Here is an 18,746-nt window from a genome sequence, read left to right as displayed (position 1 = left end):
CCAGAAGTCACAACCAAAAAGCGTGGTCGAAAGAAAAAGACCAAGGTACTAAATCTAATTGACAGACTTGTGAATTACAAGGCATCAGTCTGCTTATTTATAAAGAATCTCTGTGTTCCGTTTGATAATAACCTTGCGGAACGTGATTTGCGCATGATTAAGGTTAAAACCAAGGTCTCAGGATGTTTTCGCAGTGAGGAAGGCGCACAGGAATATCTTACAATCATGAGCTATATTGGGACTGCTCATAAGCATGGAATAAATGCTTTTACAGCAATCAGAGAAGCCCTTTTAGGGAATTCCGATATCATCTTTAACTAATGGAGTTCTGAACAGTTACAATCATTCATAATCTTCTGGACAATGCTATTGAGGCTTCTGAGAAAATCTCATCGGATGAGAGAAAAATAATTGTTTTTCAGATGCAGAGTGAGAACGGGGTGTGCATTCGTGTGAATAATTCTTATTCCAGGTATGAGAACATGAATTTTCAGACCCAAAAATCAAATGCGAAGGAGCATGGATATGGAATGAAAATCGTGGATGATGTTGTGAAAAAATATAAGGGGACATGGGAGATACAGGTGGATGATACAGAATATGTGGTCAGGCAGACGATTTGTATTTAGGGTGAGAACTGCATCGGCAATATGCCAGCAGCTACATTAAAAGAATAATCGATGATAAAAATTGAAGATCTTATCAAATCATTGCAAATGCATTGACTTTGCCATGGAATAGCATTATGCTATATATAATAAATGGAAAAACTATTTACGATTAAAATGGCATTTAAAAAGGAGGCGTATACAATGGCAAGTACAATACAAATAAGAGTAGATGATGATTTGAAATCTAAATCGGATTCATTATTTAGGGAGTTGGGTACAGACACGACATCTGCTATCAGAATGTTTTTAGCCCAAGCAGTTGCAAACAATGGTTTCCCTTTTGAGATAAAAAGAAATTTAGCAGCACAAGATCCTTACAGAGCGATGAGTGAAAACAAAATGATGATGAAACTGGAAATTTCACGAAAACACGCTCTGGAAGGGAAAGTGAAGGATGCTGATGATGTGATTTCAGATATGAGGGAGAAGTATGACTTATAAAGTTGTATTAACATTAGATGCAGAAGAAGATCTTGATCGATATATACGCTATTTATTATTTGTGGAGAAAAGCCAACAAGCAGCAGAAAATTTAATTCAGGATTTTGAAGAAACAAAAAGGTGTCTAGAGATGATGGCTGGAAATTTAAAACTATGTGAAAAGCCAAGACTAAATGAACAAGGGTATAGAAGGATTAATTTTTTGGCGCATAGATACTTTATGTTATATCGGATAGAAGGAAAAAATGTAGTTGTTGATAATATTTTTCATGAGTTACAGGATTATGAACAGAAAATGATTTAAAAGAACTGCTGCTTATAAAAAAATAATTTTTTTGCCACCAGATGAAGGTCTGGTGGCACTTTTTTTGTTGTAACCTGGGATAGATAAAAATTGCTCTGTTTATAGTGCTTCAAGAATTGGACAAGCTTGTCAACACGTAGATTCAGAAGTTCTATTCAGGACAACATTCATGTCCTTAGAATTTCCGGTAAGTAAGAAGTACTTACACATCTGAAAAATCATGGCACGATCTGCCGGATATTTCAATTTTTTGAAAACTGAATAACGAAAGCGGAGAAGTGAAATGTGGGTTGCTTTTTGATAGGAGTCCTTTATAATAAAGGTAACATATAGTCTCTTTTCTGCACAAATGAAGGGAGAAACTATATGGGGAAAGCAAACGACACGATCAACGCCTACCTGGCAGATCCGGTGCGGTATGCGGATGTGGTCAATCATGGAATATTCCGGGGGAATGACGTGATTGATCCGGAACAATTAAGCGAACTTGACAGCGTAGAGAAAAATGCGCACAGCCAGAAGGTCAGAGACATTAAGAAGAAATATAAAAATGGGACGCATCCATTGATTTGCACGGTATGATGGAGATTCCAGACGAATTAAAATCATATCAGCCAATGATGATGAATTATAAGCTGAATCTGCTGGAGGTGGCTAAGATTCGTGACTTGGATACCTATGGCGATGACCTGAAAATGGTATTTGGATTTGTAAAGTATCAACGGGATAAGAAGGCATTGGAAAAATTTGTAGAAAAGAATCGGGCAATATTTTCTAAAGTTCCGATGGAGACCTGCAAAGCGATTGAGGTGCTGACAAACACGAAAGAAATTTCAAAACATATAGAACAGAATGAAGATGGAAGGGAGGCGGTCAATGTGTGTGTAGCATTAGAAGAAATGAGAGAAGATTCCAAGGCTGAGGGCAGGACCGAGGGTAGGACTGAAGGCGAGGCACTCTTTGCAAGCTTAACAGAAAAACTGGTTGGAGACAACAGAATGGAAGATTTGATGACGGCAACGAAAGATAAGGAATTTCGAAGCAAGTTATATGAGGAATATAACCTTACAAAAGATGTTCCCCGCTTCTAAGCGAAGCTGCGTAAGGCTACATGGCATTGTGATTTAAAGGAGAAAAGGCATGTGCAAAAGAGGAATGATAATAGCAGTGATTTTAAGTTTGCTGGTGATTTTGGCGTGAGTACAGCATTCGGTATCAAGGAAAATCCCGGAACGGTGATGCCTTATGTGGATGTGACAGAGAATACATATTGCTGCAGTGATGAACATTATTATAACCAGATTATTGATATCAGTGAGCATCCCCATGATTGTTCGAATGGTGAGAAGATGATTACGTACTCACCACAATACAATTATGGCATGTTCCTTGATTACAATAAAGAGTGTGTCGTGGGAAATGGGTCGGCAATTTTCTTTCACTGCTTCGGTGCAAAACCATACACTCAAGGGTGTGTCGCGGTAAGTGAGCAAGATATGATTACGATTTTGAAGGCTGTTGAACCAGGCGTTAGAGTCGTAATTGATCATATGCCGTTATAATAGAGAAAATTATTCTATATATAAGAAAAAATAGGCAGAGACAAAGGATTTGCGAATGAAAAAAAGATGGATAAAGTACTGCTTTTGTCTGGCTGACGGCTATTTGGTGAAGTTAAGTTGAAAATGGACTACCTATTTCATGGAGAAGGACATAATATGACAGTTGCAGTAATTATTGGTGAATAATAATTTGGGAGGTATATTTCATAGACGTATCATGATATAATATGACTATGAAGACGTGGTATATGAATTTTAAAAATACGAGGAGGAATTGTTATGCAGGCTATCCAGGAAGCAATTAGACCGTCGGCTGATTTGAGAAATCATTATAATGAGATTTCGAAGCAGTGTAGAGAAAATAAAGAGGCTGTCATTATTACAGTAAATGGAAGAGGAGATACAGTTTCTTTAAGTTATGAAGAATATAAAAGGATGAAATCACGTATTGAGCTTTTAGAAATACTTGCAGAAGCAGAGGATGATGTGTCGAATGGAAGAGTTGCTCCAATTGAGAATACATTTGCTGATTTAAGAAATATGCTGCAGAAAGAGGTATAATGGCCAAGTACAATGTATTACGAACAGACACAGCGGATTCACATCTCCATAGTGTTATTCTCAAGATTGCGGAGAATTTTGGAAATCAAGTTGCTTTGAAAAAACTAGATGAAATAGAAAAGAAGATTCTCCTATTAGAAGAAAATCCTTATATAGGAAATGAACCTAGATATATGGTTTTGAGAAGACAGAAATATAAAGTATTAGTATTAGAAAAAGATCTTGTTTTCTATAAAATCGATGAGATAAACAAGATTGTTATGGTCTATGCAGTTGTAGATCAAAGGCAGGATTATGTGAGTATTATCAACGGATTGTAAGATTTGACGTGGTCAAAAGTTTTTGTTTTTTCCCACAGGGAACGTTTCACAAAAGGCGAAATCGCATGCCATATACTGGTATTGTGAATATCGCCTTTTTTCAGCAAAAAGAGCGGGAAACCAATCCCAGCGTATCAGCAACAAGGAGATGGGAATTGTTGGACGCACAGGCTTTTTTGTACCGAGGAACTTGTAGTTAAATATAGAATAAATCCCCATCTCTCGCGGCGAAAACCCGTAGATTGCTTAAACAAAGCTTTCTACGGGTTTTTTGTATACTGAAAATCTAGCTATATACTATTACTTTTTCTTTTTCGAACCACGTAATACTTTTCGCGTATTTACATCAGATATGATTTGATAGTCTGTTGGGAATCCAACAGCTTCATGCAGTGCATCAGTGAGATCAGTTCTTGTACAGACTGGAACATAAAATGCAAAGAGGGCAGCCATTGCGCCCCCATGACACTGTTTCGTGACATAGAAACCACGTTTTTGTGACATGAACGTGATTGTTGGTTCATTCGGCATGTATTATGGACGAAAACTGTACAAGAAAAGATAGAAAAATCCTTTTCAAAGTCATTAAAAGGACGGGGAATATGGCCATAGATAAATTAGACCGCTCAAAGCTTTTGAGTTGTATACACATTGCAATTTGTGATGATGAGGATAGAGAAAGAAAAAAATACAAAGAAAAGATAGAGAAAATAGCAAGGAAACATCATATTGATACGAATATCGTTTGTTACGATAATGCCAGATCTTTTTTGTTTTATATGGAGGATATGGAGTATCTTCCAGATGTGATTTATATGGACATTCATATGCCTGAATTAGATGGAATGAAGTTAAGCAAAATACTTCGCGAGAAAAAAACTCCTAAGAAATTTAGTGGAGAATTGATTTTTCTTACCTGTGATAAAGAATATGTCTGGGATGCTTTTGATGTAAACGCTTTTCACTATATTGTAAAAGAGGTAACACCAATAGAGAAATTCGAAGAAATATTCTTACGTGTTGCAAACAGAGTTATGGAACACAGAAAGAAAACATTATTGATTCGCGGAATCGGTGAATATCGCAAAATTGAAATCAAACAGATTCACTATTTTGAAGTCTTTCGCAGAATTATTACCGTACATTATGGGGAGCCTGAAGAATGCTTTGAATTCTATTCATCTATGAATAAGTTGGAAGAAATGGTATTTCCCTTTGGTTTTTTGCGTGCTCAAAGAGCATTCATATTAAGGGTAGGTGCAATTCATACATTAAACAAGTCAAAAGCTATTCTTGAAAATGGTGCGGAGATTCCGATTAGTGAAAATTATTATGCAAATATTAAAACAGCATTTGACAACATGGGTAAGAGATAATTGAAAGCTTTTTTTCATAGGGGAAGACATCTCATTACATGAAAAGGGAAATTCTGTGACATTTTAAAGAAAAAGAAGCATTTAACTTTTATGATGTATAAATAGGGGAGGCGAATTATTTGAAAAAGAATAGATTTCGTATAGCGTCGCTGATTGGCTTGTCGTTAATCTTAACGACTGGATTTTCGACAAAGGTTTATGCACATTCCTATGTTGAATCACGAGTTGAACCAACATGTATAACGGAAGGATTTGTCCGGCAGGAATGTCAATATTGTGATTTGGCTTATGAAGAAATTCTTTCGCCATTGGGACATGACTATCGGGAAAGTGAACGGGTAGAAGCAACTTGCACCGATGAGGGATACGTGATTTATATCTGTACCCGGTGCCATGAAATTTATATAGAGACCACACCTGTATTAGGGCATGATTATCAAGAAAGTGAACGGACAGAGGTAACCTGTACTGACGCGGGACATGTGACTTATACCTGTACTCGGTGTAAAGACACTTACAGTGAGACGACGTCCGCATTAGGACATGATTATCAAGAAAGTGAACGGACAGAGGCAACTTGTACTGACGCGGGACGTGTGACTTATACCTGTACTCGGTGTAAAGATACTTACATTGAGACATCGCCCGCATTAGGACATGATTATCAAGAAAGTAAACGGACAGAGGCAACTTGTACTGACGCAGGATATGTGACTTATACCTGTACTCAGTGTAAAGACACTTACACGAAGAGGCTGCCTGCAATTGGGCATGATTATAAAGAAAGTAATCGAGTAAAGGAAACCTGTACAGAGGAGGGGATAGTTACCTATATATGTACTCGCTGCCAGGACACTCACACGGAGGCATTGCCCGCATTAGGACATGATTATCAGGAAAAAGAACGGGTAGAAGCGACTGATTCGGATGCAGGACATGTGATTTATACGTGCGCCCGGTGTGGAACCAGCTATACAAAAATAATACCGATACAAGAACAGAATCATCAGTTGGACTTTCAGGCAGATATCCAGACAATTCCTCAAGCAGCTATGGTGGGCACAGAAAAGGACAACAATATTTCGAGACCTGCGGTGGAACAAGTGTTGGCAGCACAAGTAACAGTTCAAGAGGAAATTGTATCTGAGGAAGATTCCTCTTTAAAACAGAAGACGATACAGGCAAAAACAAACAATAAGAAAACGAATGAAGGGAAAAATACTCCGTATACAGTAGGCGCAACCAGTGTGACTGATATTAGTCAGGTCAACGGGCTTACGATACTGTTGGCTGGATTAATCTGCTCAGTATTTGGAGGTGGTGGAATATATGTCTTTTCCTATCAAAGTTTATTCAGGTGGGTACAGCAACAAAAGAAAAAAGCATTTCAACAAATGTATGGAGGTGATTTGTAATGACAACTTTAAATATGGTATTAACCGTTCTTTTTCTTATGAGCATCGGCATTGTTTTAATAATCTGCCGTCAGATACACAAAAGAGCAGAAAGGTATGACGGTCTTTGTGGAATTAGTGAAAATGATACAGAACAAATAACGATTCACATCACATAACAGTGAAGGCAATCAATGATATATAACAAAGGAGGAAAACATGAGAATGAGATTAAATAAAAGATTGTCCAGTGGACTATCACTGCTTCTGGTAGTGATTATGGTATGTTCTACACCAGTCAGTGTGTATGCAGCCAGTACAGAAACACCGGCAGTGGAAACATCGGCAACGGAAACAGAAACACCAACAACGGAAACACCAGAAACAGAAACACCAGAAACAGAAAAACCAGAAACGGAAACGCCAGAAACAGAAAAACCGGAAACGGAAACGCCAGAAACAGAAAAACCGGAAACGGAAACACCAGAAACAGAAAAAGCGGAAACAGAAAAACCAGAAACAGAAACGGCAGAAACAGAAAAACCGGAAACAGAAAAACCGGAGACAGAAACACTAGAAACAGAAAAGCCAGAAACAGAAAAACCAACAACGGAGGAAGAAGACGTGCAGCTTTTGACAGCAGGAGCACCGATCGAAGTTTCCGACACCAACAACTATATTCAATTAGACAGTTCAAATGACGTATTAAAGACGCCGGAAGATTTTGGGATTGGAAAAAGGGGTGAATATCAGTTCGGGGTTAAATTTACATTTACGCCGCAAGAGATTTCAGATGAGGACAGAGTCGATGTGGCAGCTGAATTTATTATTCCAGCTAATTTTACGGTTACAAATATGCCAACACTTTCAGGAGTTACTTATACAAAGAAAACAAATTCAGATGGCAGCACAACGATCATCGCAAAATGTCAAGACGGAATTGTAACGGCAGCAACCGGACAATTTTATATCACACAGAATGCAGAAAAGTTAATTACAGATCTGCCGAACAGTGGTGGAACATACAACTTCGATATGAAAATGTATGCCCATTACGGCAAGGACAATCAGACAGATGTCATTGTAAAAGACAGTGACAAGATTTCCAGATTAATATTACAGGGAGACACCACCACGCCTTCCTTTACCATTAAAAATGTATCCGATGACTATACCTGGATGCCGGGAGAAATTACAAGAGCAGGAAGCCAGGATTTAAATGTTGGAAATGGAATCATGGCAAGTGCAGCAGATGATGCGTTTACCTTGCTGAGTCGAGATGCACTACAGACAGCAAAAGGCTTTAAAATTGAATATCACAAGTCTGCAGGATATCTTGCGGACGGAACTACAATGGAGATGATTCTTCCAGAGGAAGATAAGATATTCATAGATAAGGGACTCATGTATGTCTCTTTTACAACGGACAGCGGAACAACCATTGTATTAAAATCGTATGATTGGAATACCGCAATGGGCAGTGGAACCGATGATGCCGGAACCTGGATTATGAATGGGGCAAAGGCGGCGAATACCATGGATGGCTCGGACTATAAGGAAATGGTCAGCGGAACAGGCCTCTCTTATACAGATATCCTGTCACAGCCAGGAACCTTTACCCTTAATTACTATCCAACGGTGTATTATAACAGGCTGTATCAGGGGGATTGGAGTAAGACTATCTATAGCGCAGCTTCCGGCTCTACAGTAACTTACACGAACCTGGCTTCTGGAGGAAGCGAAAAGACAGAAGGCAGTCCGCCGCTAAAGTTTACGTTTATTCAGGGAGATAAGGAGATTGCAGTTAGTTTGGAGCATGAGGTAAATCTGGCATCCACGGACGCTCTCCTTTCTCAAATATCGCAATACACTTCAAGCTCCAATGTTTACAAGGACAGTGATGAACTGATGGCTAAGCTTTATATCAAGACAGGCAAGAATTTTCAGATTCAGGATAACCTGCAGCTTAGCTATGATTACGAAGAGGCATTATCGCCAATCTGGATGGGCAGTCTGAAAACGGCAAAAGTAAATGGCATGACCTATCGAATCTATGTAACCGATGCGACGACAGGAGCTGTGGTACGAATCGAGACCTTAGTAGATGAAGAGACCTTTGCGGCAGGCTATACTCCAAAGACCATCGATGGCATTACAGAAACAGTCATTGATGGGACCAGTTTGACGGAGTGGTCGCTGGCAGAAGCCAATACAGCAGGCAACAAAAATTACGTGTCACGTATTGAGGTGCTAAAAGAACAGTATGAATATAATGTGCTGGGCAGCCAGAACCAGACGACCTGGTTTACTTACAAGCTGCGTGCGTATCACGCAAAGCTTTCTGATGGGACAGATATTCCAGATGCATACAAGGCCAAAATTCACAGAGAGATGACCTCGGATCAGATTCAGGATCAAAAAGGTGCAGCACTGACCAAAGACTATACGGTTACGACCAACCATTTAAAGGATACTTTAAAACTACGCCCTAATGGTTTTGGTGGTTCCATGGAAGTCAACAATCATGAAGAGACAGGACGATATTTTGCCTTCGAGGTCATGAAATATAATGATACCATGGACTATAACATCGATAGCGAGGGAAACACCATTGCATATGGTCAGGAGGGATATAATCCCGTTGTCATAGAAGTGGCTGGTGAGGCAGTTACAATGACAGATCGGATGTCGGGAAATGGATTTAAACCACTGGGAGTGTGGGGGGATGATGGCAAGTATTATGATCTTCTGGATTTGGGAATTGATGCCGACGATTATACGAAGACCATCTGGAGCAAATATAGCGATACAAAAGAAACAGCATCCGGAAATGCGAATCATAATTCCTACAACGCAGCAGAGTATACTTCGGGAACCACCAGGTATTATGACCTGAAAGCTTTATATCAAAAACTGGGGATCCAGTATGGAACCAAGTGGGTCATAACACCGAAAGATGTCAATAGCTGGAATCCGGGAGGTGATTTGATTATTCAGTATCCTTCATTCTATATCAATAAGGTAGAGCCGGGATATCTCAATTACGATGGGGTAATTGGAACAAATGGATCAGCAGATCTTCCGAAAACACTAAAGTATGATACGGCACTTTATTGTGAGTACAGTGATTACAAGTCAGAGATCATAGAAGGAAATGAGTCGAAGGACAGCAATGGCGGAACAATCCATGGTACTAAGAATGCTTATAAAAACATGTCTGCGGCCAAGTTAGTGGAGGGAGACGGTGTAACAGGTGTGTCTGTCCATGATGCGGATTATTACGTGAATCCACATGCACGCATCGCAGATAGGCGAGGGAATCTGCTTAGCAGCAACATGGGACCTTTGAACACGGAAATTGATCAGGAAAGGCTGACCTGTAATACACTGGAAAGTGCGGCAGACAATGGGCTGGAATTGACACAGATCCGGGTCGCAGCGCCAACGAATTCAGCAGCAATCATACAGTATCAGGATGCAGTCATCGATTTCACAGGTACAGACAAGGACCTGCTGTCACTGACGAACAGTATTAGTTTCCCACTGAACGGATGGGTGCAGTTTTGGAGTTTTACATTGGATTATACCTTATCCAATGGGGAAAAGAAATCCATTACATCGGCGGCCAATCAAAGTTGGGGCGATTATAGTGAAGGCAGAATGTATTATATGATTCCAGGTGTAGATATTGCAAATGGTGTGTACGTTACAGAATTAAAAGTAGGCATCCCAAATGGCTTGAACTGGGGAGATAATTCAAATAAATTAAGTGCGGGCGTAGTGGGAAATTATGATTTGCCATCCATCGGTCTGTCTATGATTGGAGTAAATATCCCAGATACATACTCGGCCAGTGGAAAAGAAGTGGGAACCATGTATACAGATGAGACAGATAGCAGTAAGACCTACGACAAACTGGATGTGAAGGCAGCACTGACTTACAAGAATATCTTTGGCGAGATAAAGACAGAGTCTGATGCATTTACAACCACGGGAAAGAGTGAGCGTATTGCAGGGCAGAGAGCAGAGATCGCACAGCTCAGATCTACAGTTACGTATGGGAAGTCCAGTACGAATCAGGGAGATCAGGTGCAGGTAAGTACAAGGGAACAATTCTCTGCTTCCGATGGGACTCATAAAATGATAAAGGATAATAATGTATTGATTCGCCCAACTTACTATTACAAAATAGCAAAGGATTTTACTTATGTGGAGGGCAGTATCAGCAGAGTACCTGACGGCGCGACAGTGAATTTTATACCTGCAGGCACTGGAGAAGGAAAATCAGGAGATGCCGGGTATGGGTATCTGGTTGTGTCCTTTGATGGTGTAGCAGATGAAAATCTGGTAAAAGCTTCTGGAACGGCAACGTGGATTCAAGGAAACGCAGGCTGGATTCCATTTTATGAATATAATGTCAACTTCAAGCTGCAGGTAGCTTATGATGCAGAGACGATCACGCAGACACCAGTTGCAGCAGTCATGATGGATACGCCATATGATGCCAATCGAGACGGCAAAGGGCCTGGCAATGCAACCGGAATACTGGTAGAGACTTGTAACGATTATAACCAGCTGGTGGATAATGGGCCTTATGGAGATGTCTTTGGCAATACCACAACAGCGAAGAACAGCAACAAGGATAAATCTGCGGAGATGCTTTACACAGAAATCACCGCAACACATAAGATTCTGGAACAATCCATTCAAGGAGTTGTCCCGTATGCCATTGCAACTCATCCTTATCAGGAATCTACGACATCGGTTACCAGTAAGGATATGACAGCCGTAGAAAATCTTTATAGTGAAAAGGTCTATATGACAGGAGATGACAAGACAGATACCAATGACTGGGAAGTGTATATTCCGATCACAAAACAGGGAGAAAGATACTCTTATGTATATGGCGGCCAGACACGGACCACAGATGCCAATGAATTTGCCATGGATCTGCTGGATGTAGATACCTCAGATATGGACGCAAAGACATTGGATTATGTTGTATGGTATACCACAGACAGCAATCCGGGAACAAACGGATATGCCGGCGCAAAAGGCGCAAACTGGGCGAAATGGAAAGACAGGAATGGCGTCATCGGTGCACCGGCGGATCTGAGTGAAGTTACTATGGTAAAAGTAACCGTAGATTCCATTCAGACCAAAGAGAAAGTTAATTTCCAGTTGAATTACAAGCTTCACGAGCATAAGAGCCAGGTGGGAACCCAGACAAATAATGCCGTATTCTATGCCAACTTCACGAAGGAAGGAAAGGGAGGAGCCCCGTATTTCGGAGACGTGGGACAGACGTCACTGCCAATGCAGTATATTATGACGGATATGTCTCTCACAGGCTATGTGTGGGATGAAAGTGATTATGACTCTCTCTACGAGGCATCCGACAGTACTGGTTTATATGCTGGTGCTGAAATGAAACTTCTGGATGCGAACAACGACAATGCAGAAGTAGTGCAGACAGGAAATTCAGCAAATGTAACAGGCGCAAATGGTAAATATACATTGCTTATGCCTCATGATGGAACCGATGCATGGAACGTACAGATTATATTACCAGATGGCAAGAAGTTAGTAAACTATATGTCTGATGTACCAAGTACAGATGAAACAGTAAGTTCTGCCTTCAATAGAAAGACGAATCTTGCAAAGGTCAGTTTTACAGCCGATTCAGCTAAGAATAGTTATACAAGGAGTAATGTAAACGCAGGTATTTACACAAAACCAAGTATAGCCGTATCTCCAGAGGATGCAGCATTTAAGGTTGGAACAAAAGAAAATGAAATAAAAACTACCGTAACAAATACGGCACCAGGTATTAGTTTTGCAACCATAGGATTAAAGCCAGGTGAAGATACAACAGTTGCAACGATTGATGACAGCAAAAACGATGGAAATGCATTAGTTGAAGCAAACAAGACGGGTGTTGTAACCGGGGTTGCTTCTGTAGATGATGGCTACGGCGGCAAAATAACCAGGGAATTTCAAGTTACGATCTATGCAAATGTACAATACGATGCAAACGAAGGTACGGGGACCGCTCCAACCGATGACACGAAATATTTCCCAACAGAGAATGATACAGTTACGGTGAAAGACGCAGACAAAAATGTACTTAAAAGACCTGGACATAATTTTGCAGGATGGAACACAAAAGCCGATGGAGAAGGAACAACTTACCATGCAGGGGACACATTTGAGATGGAGGAAGTAAAAGAAGACGTTACTTTATACGCAGTATGGGACAAGTATCCGCCAGTTACAGAGACACCGGGAGTGACAAAGATTTTGGCAGGCCAGACACCTGTAGAAGACAGTGATTTCACCTTCCTGTTAGAAGGTCAGGGAACGGCAGCTATGCCGGCTGAAAGTGCAGAGGGCAAGAAAGAAATCCAGATTACCGGAGCAGGAACCGCGAATTTCGGAGAGATATCCTTTACCGAAGCAGGAACCTATGTGTACAAGATTACAGAGGCAGACGGCGGATCGACTGGATACAGCTACAGCGATGAAGTCTACACTATGACAGTACAGGTAATTGACAATGGAACCAGCTACGATAAGGTGACAACAATCACCAACAAGGACAATGAAGTGGTAACTTCAGGTGTAATGAGCTTTACGAACACCTATACACCAGAGCCGGCAAAAGTAACTGCACCAGAAGTGTCGAAGAAACTGACAGGAGCAGACAGACCGGAAGAAAAAGAGTTTACGTTTAACATGACACCTGTCGGTAATGCACCGGAACCGGAGAACACTACAGCGAGAGTGAGCGGAGCAGGAACGGCAAGTGCATTTGGCAAGATTACATTTACAGCAGCAGGAACTTATCTCTATAACATCACAGAGACGCAGGGAACTGCGAATGGATACACTTACGACGACAGCATTTATCAGTATGAAGTGGTGGTAACAGATGATCATGGAACACTGAAAACATCAGAAAAGAGTTACAGAGGAACCGGAGATGCACGCGAAGAGCTGGGAGAAGAGGATTCCGTAGTGTTTACGAACAACTATGCAGTGGCTTCTGGGACTTATACAGTGCCAACTGTGACGAAAGCCATTGATGGACCGGCACCAGATAACAAGACCTTTACCTTTACCATCACTGGCAGGGAAGGCACAGAGCCGATGCCGATGACAGACGGGAAAGAGACAACGGAGGTTACGACGGCAGGTGCAGGACTTGCAAACTTCGGAGAGATTACTTTTGAAAAAGCAGGTATTTATGTATATGAAGTAAAAGAGACTGCTGGAACAGAGAATGGTTATACCTATGATGACAGTGTTTACACTGTGGCAGTCAATGTGACAGATAATGGTGGTCAGCTTGAAGCAGTAGGAACGGTAACAAAGGGCGAAGAAACAGCAGATGCAATCCTCTTTACCAATAAGTATGAGACCAGGCCAGTTACGGTAGACCCACCGGTTGAGAAGAAAATCAGTGGAGATACACCATCTGAGAAAGAAACATTTACATTCCAGATGAAGGCGGCAGACCCGGCATTTCCAATGCCGGAGGGTAGTGAGGAAGGAGTCAAACTTGCTGCTGTACAGGGTGCAGGAAAAGTAGAATTTGGAGAATATACCTATACAAGCGCAGGGACTTATAGTTATACCATCAGCGAGGTGGCAGGAACCAACAAGGAATATACTTATGACAAGACGGTATATACACTGACAGATGTAGTGACAGATGAGAATGGAACACTGGTTGTCACACGAACTATTGCTGATGGCGATGGCGCCGATTCTAAGAGTGCAGTCTTTACGAATAAGTATACGAAGACGGTTATTGAACCTGAAAATCAGGATAATGGTAATAACACAGTTGTTAAACCTGGAAATCAGGATAATAGTAATAACACAGTTGTTGCATTTAGAAATCAGGATAATAATAAGACCACATTCGCGAACAATATTATTGAAATAGTAAAGACTGGCGATTCAACAGCAGTTGGTTTACTTGCTCTGATATTACTTCTTTCAGCGGGAGCGATTGTCCTGATCGTAAGAAAACGAAGAGAAACTAAATAAATCAGAAGAACAAAATACCGATATAAAATAATGAAAATCCTCGATCGAAAAGTCGGGGATTTTCATTACATAAAAGCAATTGTTTCATTACAAGCAGGAAATTTTGGAGAGTATTTAGATTATGATGATAAAAACGTTTTAAGTTTAAGAGGCAACAGAAGAAAGCAATAGAATTTTATGGAACAAAACAATTTTTAACTCAAATTAAGTATGTGAGTAGGATAAAGTATAAGACGGGTGAAAGCAAAGTGCAGAAAAGAATAAAACAATATTTGAAAAACACAATTGAAGAAAGCAAGACAAAGTTATATATGCCATCTGAGAAAACAGAACTGAAAAGCGGAGTTATATTATTAAGGCATCTTGGATTGATTACATTGAAAGAATATCAAGAGTGGGAATGTGAATTTGAAAGTATTCTAGCACAGAGTGTCGCGGAGTTATCTTATGATAACGGGATTCTTGAGTGCCTGTCGCGGATACAGATCAGGACGTGTGGACAACTTCGAGAAATTCTAATTAGTGACCAGCAAACGGCAAATTTTTTCCGTATTCGTAATATTGGAGAGAAAAAAAGAATTCGAATTGTCTTGGGAGCACTTGAATGTGGAATTGTTGACATGAACGAGCTTGGGGCGGAGTATACGCAGGAACAGGATCGCATGAAGTGGGAGGATCTGAAGAGAACTGTGGTGACAGCGAAGGTGGAACATGGAAAAACGATCAATAGCAAAGAATAGTAAGTACCGTCAGATTATCGGCAATCAATATGGCAATCTTACAGTGTTAGACGTCTTTCGTGATGAAAAAGGTCAGTGTCGTTGCAAGTGTCAGTGTGGTTGTGGCCGTGAGAGCTTTCCACTGTATTCGAATTTGCAGGCGGGTCGTACAAAGAGCTGTGGATGCGGGGAAGAGGCTTTTCGCAGGTTGCACTTAGAACTTACAGGAAAGCGTTTCGGAAAATTATTAGTATTAGAAGCTACAGAACTCCGAAAAGATGGGAGCGTGGTCTGGAAGTGTCAGTGCGATTGTGGAAACCTGTATTATCAAACGGCAAGAAATCTTGTGCGGGGGTTTTCAACACATTGCGGTTGTTCCAGAAAAAAGAGAGATAAAGTTTATTATAAAGATTTGACGGGGCAAAGATTTCATCGGTTGTCAGTGCTCTCGATGACGTCAAAGCGAACGAACAGTGGGTCTATTGTTTGGCATTGCTGCTGTGACTGCGGGAATGAAGTTGATGTTTCGGAATCAGAGCTGGTACACGGAAATAGAAAAAGTTGTGGCTGCCGCAAAGAGGAAACGGGATATGAATTGATTCAGTATCGTCATTTTGGGGACGGAACCTCCCTGGAAGCTCTTACCAGAAAAAAGAGAAGTGACAACAAGAGTGGATACACGGGGGTATATGAACTGCCAAATGGAAAATACAAAGCTATAATTAATTTAAAGGGGAAGCGGTATGATTTGGGGACTTATGAGAGCCTTTCAGATGCAGTTTCTGCTAGAAAGGAAGGGGAAGCAAAATTACATCAGCCTTTGATAGATGAATGGAAAAAAGAACTAAAGGAAAAGAGGTAGATCAATGATTTATTACATTAATGGATATGGCAGTACATCTCATGCATTAGAAGCGTATTATGAAAAAAGGAATTTTCTGGGGGAAATCGTGCAGGCAGAGATGATTTTGGAGCCTAAAAAGATGAAACATATGTTGGTTTTGAAAGATCAGGAAGAAAATGAAATCGTGATTATAAATGGAGTGAGTGCGGGGGATGCAGGAACAGGATCACAAGGAACAATTGAGATATTAAAAGATGGAGGGTTTGATATAAGTCCGGAGCAAATTTATGGACATTCTACTTTTAAGATTCAAAAAGTGAAATAATAGCAAGAGATTAAATCATGGAGAATAATAAAGATGAATGAAGAGCGTATGATCCATTTATATAAACTGGATGACAGAAAAATATTTTATATCTGTATTGATGCAAAAATAGAACCTTTTGACTTTTCGGGCAGAATATATCAGGCGGGCACGGGAATACGAAGAGATTTTGCCAATAAAGAAGAACTTGCATGTGAAATTCGCGGCTTTTTGTCTGCAGGACCAATGCCGTCTGAAGAATGGAAAAATAACCAAGACAAGAAAATAGTAAAGCGTCCTGTAAAGTTATGTATTCTTAAAATTATACGGGAGCAGTTTGGTGAACTGTATGGAGAAATCAAAGGTACAAAAAGCGTAGGAACAAGTTTATTTAGAAATCAAAAAGAAATGCTTTCGGTTTTGACTCTTGCACTTGAGGAAATCTACCAATCGGTACAGAAGACCAAAAGTAATTGAGTACTAATGAAACATCTCAGTACAATAGGTGATCGTATTTGACGTAAGACTGTCATGAGAATGTACAAAACAATGGAAAAAAGTTACTCTTATATAAAGATGGTTGCTCTGAGGAAAGGAGATGAGAAAATTCAATTTATAGGATTGGGAACATTTGAAACCGCGCATCGGGCAGAAAGAACTGGAAAATTTGCAAAAAAAAGAAGCAAACGCAATATTATTCAAATCGGAAGAGAATTATGCATATTTACAGAGGAAGATATTGCTTATGTAAAAATGTCGACAACAACGATTGAACAGGCAGAGAGAAGACTGACAACAGCTAGACAGCGTTGCATATAGTGGGAGAAACACAAGAGAGTTGTCCATTCTGCAGAATAGAGTTAAATGGAAACCGTGTCTGTCTCAGATGCGTTATAAGGAGTGGTTAAATCGTGCATAAAAAGTGCTGCACTACATAATATTGCATATGCGCTATAACAAGGTTTTCGTTACATGAAAACCTTGTTTTCATTACATGACGATAATGCGCGGTGTGTTCGGTATGTATTATGGAAAAGAAATGTACACGAGAAAAGAACGCTCTTATTCTAAGTTCTTAAGTGGAAGGGTGATATGAGTGTGGATAAATTAAATCGATCAATGATGGTAAGTTGTATTCACATTGCAATTTGTGATGATGAGGAGAGAGAGAGAAAAAAGTATAAAGCAATGATAGAAGAAGTGGCAAGAGCGCATGGAATTGACACGGATATTACCTGTTACGATAGTGCCAACTCATTTCTTTTCCATCTGGAAGATATGGAGTGTCCGCCAGATGTAATCTATGTGGATATTCATATGCCGAAAATTAATGGAATCAAGTTAAGTAAAATGCTTCGGGAAGGGAAAAATAATAATCCTTTTAAAGGTGAGTTAATATTTCTTACCTGCGATAAAGAGTATGCACTGGATGCATTTGATGTAAATGCGTTTCACTACATAGTAAAAGATGTAACAGCAAAAGAAAAATTTGAAGAAATATTTATACGCGTTGCCCGCAGAATTATGGAACATAGAAAAAAAACGTTACTTATTCGTGGAATCGGGGAGTATCGCAATATTGAAATCGAAAAAATTCGCTATTTTGAAATCTTTCGCAGAATTATTACTGTACATTATGGAGAGCCGGAAGAGTCTTTCGAATTCTATTCTTCCATGTACAAACTGGAAGAAATGGTATTCCCATTTGGCTTTTTGCGTGCTCAAAGAGCATTCATATTAAGAGTTGGAGCGATTCATACATTAAATAAAACAAAAGCAATCCTTGAAAATGGTGCGGAGATTCCGATTAGTGAGGCCTATTACGCAAATATTAAAACAGCGTAACTGTTCAGAACTCCATTAGTTAAAGATGATATCGGAATTCCCTAAAAGGGCTTCTCTGATTGCTGTAAAAGCATTTATTCCATGCTTATGAGCAGTCCCAATATAGCTCATGATTGTAAGATATTCCTGTGCGCCTTCCTCACTGCGAAAACATCCTGAGACCTTGGTTTTAACCTTAATCATTCGCAAATCACGTTCCGCAAGGTTATTATCAAACGGAACACAGAGATTCTTTATAAATAAGCAGACTGATGCCTTGTAATTCACAAGTCTGTCAATTAGATTTAGTACCTTGGTCTTTTTCTTTCGACCACGCTTTTTGGTTGTGACTTCTGGTAAAGGATTTTCTT

20 protein-coding genes are annotated in these 18,746 nt (G+C 40.0%); 19 read left to right on the top strand and 1 reads right to left on the bottom strand.

All coding sequences use genetic code 11. The annotated features are described in order from the left end of the window. From BUB85_RS17690 to BUB85_RS17605, 19 genes are all read left to right on the top strand, one after another. Positions 1–321 (top strand): IS66 family transposase (locus BUB85_RS17690; protein ID WP_143160689.1); only part of this gene is annotated, 321 nt, incomplete at its 5' end. A gap of 20 nt (positions 322–341) precedes the next feature. Further along, positions 342–629, top strand: coding sequence for a GHKL domain-containing protein (locus tag BUB85_RS17685; protein WP_084534117.1), 288 nt, complete (start codon positions 342–344; stop codon positions 627–629). Positions 630–812: 183 nt separating this feature from the next. Continuing rightward, positions 813–1,112, top strand: a complete 300-nt coding sequence (locus tag BUB85_RS17680; protein WP_073112876.1) for a type II toxin-antitoxin system RelB/DinJ family antitoxin — start codon at positions 813–815, stop codon at positions 1,110–1,112. Then, positions 1,102–1,416, top strand: a complete 315-nt coding sequence (locus BUB85_RS17675) for a type II toxin-antitoxin system RelE/ParE family toxin (protein WP_073112875.1) — start codon at positions 1,102–1,104, stop codon at positions 1,414–1,416. The genes BUB85_RS17680 and BUB85_RS17675 overlap by 11 nt, the downstream gene beginning before the upstream one ends. Positions 1,417–1,782: 366 nt before the next feature. Continuing rightward, entirely contained in the window at positions 1,783–1,998 is a 216-nt protein-coding gene (locus tag BUB85_RS17670) for a hypothetical protein (protein WP_073112874.1), read from the top strand. Next, positions 1,995–2,507, top strand: a complete 513-nt coding sequence (locus BUB85_RS17665; protein ID WP_073112873.1) for a hypothetical protein — start codon at positions 1,995–1,997, stop codon at positions 2,505–2,507. The genes BUB85_RS17670 and BUB85_RS17665 overlap by 4 nt, the downstream gene beginning before the upstream one ends. A gap of 51 nt (positions 2,508–2,558) precedes the next feature. After that, complete coding sequence (locus tag BUB85_RS17660; RefSeq protein WP_073112872.1) at positions 2,559–2,978, top strand: L,D-transpeptidase family protein; 420 nt, start codon at positions 2,559–2,561, stop codon at positions 2,976–2,978. Between the two features lie 279 nt (positions 2,979–3,257). Beyond that, on the top strand, positions 3,258–3,539 hold the full coding sequence (locus BUB85_RS17655; RefSeq protein WP_073112871.1) for a type II toxin-antitoxin system Phd/YefM family antitoxin: 282 nt from the start codon (positions 3,258–3,260) through the stop codon (positions 3,537–3,539). Continuing rightward, complete coding sequence (locus tag BUB85_RS17650; protein WP_073112870.1) at positions 3,539–3,859, top strand: type II toxin-antitoxin system RelE/ParE family toxin; 321 nt, start codon at positions 3,539–3,541, stop codon at positions 3,857–3,859. Before BUB85_RS17655 ends, BUB85_RS17650 begins: the two co-directional genes overlap by 1 nt. A 602-nt stretch (positions 3,860–4,461) precedes the next feature. Next, positions 4,462–5,235 carry a LytR/AlgR family response regulator transcription factor gene (locus BUB85_RS17645; protein WP_073112869.1) on the top strand — a complete coding sequence of 258 codons (774 nt, stop codon included), beginning with the start codon at positions 4,462–4,464 and terminating at the stop codon, positions 5,233–5,235. A 119-nt stretch (positions 5,236–5,354) separates the two neighbouring features. Beyond that, positions 5,355–6,650: a hypothetical protein gene (locus BUB85_RS17640; protein ID WP_073112868.1), complete on the top strand. Its 1,296-nt coding sequence runs from the start codon at positions 5,355–5,357 to the stop codon at positions 6,648–6,650. After that, positions 6,650–6,808, top strand: a complete 159-nt coding sequence (locus BUB85_RS21590) for a hypothetical protein (protein ID WP_159434678.1) — start codon at positions 6,650–6,652, stop codon at positions 6,806–6,808. The genes BUB85_RS17640 and BUB85_RS21590 overlap by 1 nt, the downstream gene beginning before the upstream one ends. 40 nt (positions 6,809–6,848) lie before the next feature. Continuing rightward, entirely contained in the window at positions 6,849–14,684 is a 7,836-nt protein-coding gene (locus BUB85_RS17635; protein ID WP_073112867.1) for a Spy0128 family protein, read from the top strand. Positions 14,685–14,932: 248 nt separating this feature from the next. Beyond that, positions 14,933–15,424, top strand: a complete 492-nt coding sequence (locus BUB85_RS17630) for a hypothetical protein (protein WP_073112866.1) — start codon at positions 14,933–14,935, stop codon at positions 15,422–15,424. Further along, positions 15,396–16,265 carry a hypothetical protein gene (locus BUB85_RS17625; RefSeq protein WP_143160778.1) on the top strand — a complete coding sequence of 290 codons (870 nt, stop codon included), beginning with the start codon at positions 15,396–15,398 and terminating at the stop codon, positions 16,263–16,265. The genes BUB85_RS17630 and BUB85_RS17625 overlap by 29 nt, the downstream gene beginning before the upstream one ends. 4 nt (positions 16,266–16,269) lie before the next feature. Beyond that, complete coding sequence (locus BUB85_RS17620; protein WP_073112864.1) at positions 16,270–16,572, top strand: hypothetical protein; 303 nt, start codon at positions 16,270–16,272, stop codon at positions 16,570–16,572. Positions 16,573–16,605: 33 nt separating this feature from the next. Then, positions 16,606–17,028 carry a hypothetical protein gene (locus BUB85_RS17615; RefSeq protein WP_073112863.1) on the top strand — a complete coding sequence of 141 codons (423 nt, stop codon included), beginning with the start codon at positions 16,606–16,608 and terminating at the stop codon, positions 17,026–17,028. Between the two features lie 72 nt (positions 17,029–17,100). Continuing rightward, positions 17,101–17,370, top strand: coding sequence for an HU family DNA-binding protein (locus BUB85_RS17610; RefSeq protein WP_143160777.1), 270 nt, complete (start codon positions 17,101–17,103; stop codon positions 17,368–17,370). Positions 17,371–17,643: 273 nt separating this feature from the next. After that, positions 17,644–18,396, top strand: coding sequence for a LytR/AlgR family response regulator transcription factor (locus BUB85_RS17605; protein ID WP_073112861.1), 753 nt, complete (start codon positions 17,644–17,646; stop codon positions 18,394–18,396). Positions 18,397–18,411: 15 nt separating this feature from the next. On the opposite strand, the gene BUB85_RS17600 is transcribed toward BUB85_RS17605, so the two are convergent. Then, a partial coding sequence (locus tag BUB85_RS17600; protein WP_143160773.1) for an IS66 family transposase occupies positions 18,412–18,746 on the bottom strand: 335 nt, incomplete at its 5' end.

This window comes from Hespellia stercorisuis DSM 15480 (assembly GCF_900142165.1).
Classification (GTDB): Bacteria; Bacillota; Clostridia; order Lachnospirales; family Lachnospiraceae; genus Hespellia; species Hespellia stercorisuis.
This window is presented reverse-complemented; position numbering and strand designations above follow the sequence as displayed.

What these genes read in the sequence shown, in the direction of transcription:
- BUB85_RS17625 (WP_143160778.1), top strand. Translation starts at nt 15,396, where the DNA reads ATGGAAAAACGATCAATAGCAAAGAATAGTAAGTACCGTCAGATTATC.
- BUB85_RS17670 (WP_073112874.1), top strand. Translation starts at nt 1,783, where the DNA reads ATGGGGAAAGCAAACGACACGATCAACGCCTACCTGGCAGATCCGGTG.
- BUB85_RS17645 (WP_073112869.1), top strand. Translation starts at nt 4,462, where the DNA reads ATGGCCATAGATAAATTAGACCGCTCAAAGCTTTTGAGTTGTATACAC.
- BUB85_RS17610 (WP_143160777.1), top strand. Translation starts at nt 17,101, where the DNA reads ATGGAAAAAAGTTACTCTTATATAAAGATGGTTGCTCTGAGGAAAGGA.
- BUB85_RS21590 (WP_159434678.1), top strand. Translation starts at nt 6,650, where the DNA reads ATGACAACTTTAAATATGGTATTAACCGTTCTTTTTCTTATGAGCATC.
- BUB85_RS17675 (WP_073112875.1), top strand. Translation starts at nt 1,102, where the DNA reads ATGACTTATAAAGTTGTATTAACATTAGATGCAGAAGAAGATCTTGAT.
- BUB85_RS17680 (WP_073112876.1), top strand. Translation starts at nt 813, where the DNA reads ATGGCAAGTACAATACAAATAAGAGTAGATGATGATTTGAAATCTAAA.
- BUB85_RS17615 (WP_073112863.1), top strand. Translation starts at nt 16,606, where the DNA reads ATGAATGAAGAGCGTATGATCCATTTATATAAACTGGATGACAGAAAA.
- BUB85_RS17605 (WP_073112861.1), top strand. Translation starts at nt 17,644, where the DNA reads ATGAGTGTGGATAAATTAAATCGATCAATGATGGTAAGTTGTATTCAC.
- BUB85_RS17635 (WP_073112867.1), top strand. Translation starts at nt 6,849, where the DNA reads ATGAGAATGAGATTAAATAAAAGATTGTCCAGTGGACTATCACTGCTT.
- BUB85_RS17655 (WP_073112871.1), top strand. Translation starts at nt 3,258, where the DNA reads ATGCAGGCTATCCAGGAAGCAATTAGACCGTCGGCTGATTTGAGAAAT.
- BUB85_RS17665 (WP_073112873.1), top strand. Translation starts at nt 1,995, where the DNA reads ATGATGGAGATTCCAGACGAATTAAAATCATATCAGCCAATGATGATG.
- BUB85_RS17650 (WP_073112870.1), top strand. Translation starts at nt 3,539, where the DNA reads ATGGCCAAGTACAATGTATTACGAACAGACACAGCGGATTCACATCTC.
- BUB85_RS17620 (WP_073112864.1), top strand. Translation starts at nt 16,270, where the DNA reads ATGATTTATTACATTAATGGATATGGCAGTACATCTCATGCATTAGAA.